The 1,046-nt window shown below is 67.2% G+C and carries 1 protein-coding gene; it reads left to right on the top strand.

Annotated features, from left to right (window positions below):
- The coding region (locus AC0L3L_RS36350) for a translocation/assembly module TamB domain-containing protein (protein ID WP_473642182.1) at positions 1-1,046 on the top strand (1,046 nt) is incomplete at both ends.

Here is a 1,046-nt window from a genome sequence, read left to right as displayed (position 1 = left end):
GGCTTTTCCGGCGGCGCCACCGTCAAGGACATTCCGGCCAGGGCCGAAGGCAGGGTGAAGATCGCCGACGGCACGACAAGCGTCGAGATCGCCTCGGGCGAAGCGACAATTCGCGGCATCAAGGCGGCGATCGCGCAGCCATCGAGCTTAAACATCGCCAATGGCACGGCCAGCATTGAGAAGCTGATGCTCGATGTCGGCGGCGGATCGGTGACCGTGTCCGGCACCGCCGGCCAGACACTCGACATCGCGGCAGAGTTTTCCGCGCTGCCGGCAGCCCTTGCCAATGATTTTTCACCGGGCCTCGACGCTGCGGGCACGCTCGGCGGAACGGCGCAAGTGATGGGACCGTCGGCAGCCCCCGACATTCGTTTCAGTGCGCAGCTCAGCGGCGCCGAGACCAGCCAGACCCGCCAGGCGGGGCTCGGCCCGCTCAACCTCGATGCGGCAGGCAGCTTCTCCTCCGCCGGCGGCGTCGCCATCGACCACGCGACGCTTGCCGGTGACAAAATTTCCGGCAAGGCCGCCGGCACCATCAACCCGAACGGCGCCAGCGATTTTGCGCTCGACCTGGCCTCGACCGGCCCGAGCCTGCCGCTGGCGCTTGGCAGCACCGAGAGCCCGATCAATCTCGAGTTGCAGGCGCTGTCGGTGGAGGTCGCGGGGCAGGGCATGCAATCGACGCTGAATATCTCCGCGACACTGCCGTCGGTCGCAACCAACCTAGCCAAGGCCGAAGGCATCGCGCTTGCGCTCCATTCCGACGCCTTCGATCTGAAGGGCCGGACAGGGCCGATTTCCGGCACGGTGACGGCGGACAAGATCGGCCTGGACAATCCAACCATCGCGCCGCTGCTCGCCGGCAGGATCACGGCACAAGTCGCTGGCAGCCTCGCGACCGACACCATCGTCATCGACAGCGGCTCGGTGACGAGCGAGGCACTGGACAGCGGCTTTAACGGAATGGTCTCGCTGGCCGACGGCGCCATCGATCTCAACCTCAGGGCGGATGCGGCTTCCGCAGCACTGCCGGCGGCAGCGCGCGG

The organism is Mesorhizobium sp. WSM4849 (assembly GCF_055811385.1).
Note: the sequence above shows the minus strand (reverse complement) of the source record. Positions and strands in the feature narration are given on the sequence as shown.